Source organism: Methylobacterium sp. WL7 (assembly GCF_008040085.1).
Classification (GTDB): Bacteria; Pseudomonadota; Alphaproteobacteria; order Rhizobiales; family Beijerinckiaceae; genus Methylobacterium; species Methylobacterium mesophilicum.
The window spans coordinates 1-253 of the sequence record NZ_VRVG01000412.1; the positions used below are offsets into that span (position 1 = coordinate 1).

The 253-nt window shown below is 65.2% G+C and carries 1 pseudogene; it reads left to right on the plus strand.

Annotated features, from left to right (window positions below):
- Window positions 1-12: 12 nt before the first annotated feature.
- Window positions 13-253: pseudogene (locus tag FV233_RS30005) on the plus strand (hypothetical protein); the annotation flags it as partial.

Sequence of the window (253 nt, forward strand, 5' to 3'; positions counted from 1 at the left end):
AACCCCGACGAGGTGCGTGAGCGCCGGTTCGGCGGCATCGTTCGTGTCTCGCAGCAGGGCGCAATCAACCCGATCATCTCGCCCAACGTCTCGGACATCGCTTTCAACGGCATCGCCCCGGTCGACATGATCGCCCGCAACATGGCGCGGATGGGCCTGCGCCCACTGTTCCGGAAGATGCTGAAGCTGGTGGTTGCCAATCAGGACCGCGCCCGCACGATCCGCCTGCGCGACGAGTGGGTGGAGTTTGACC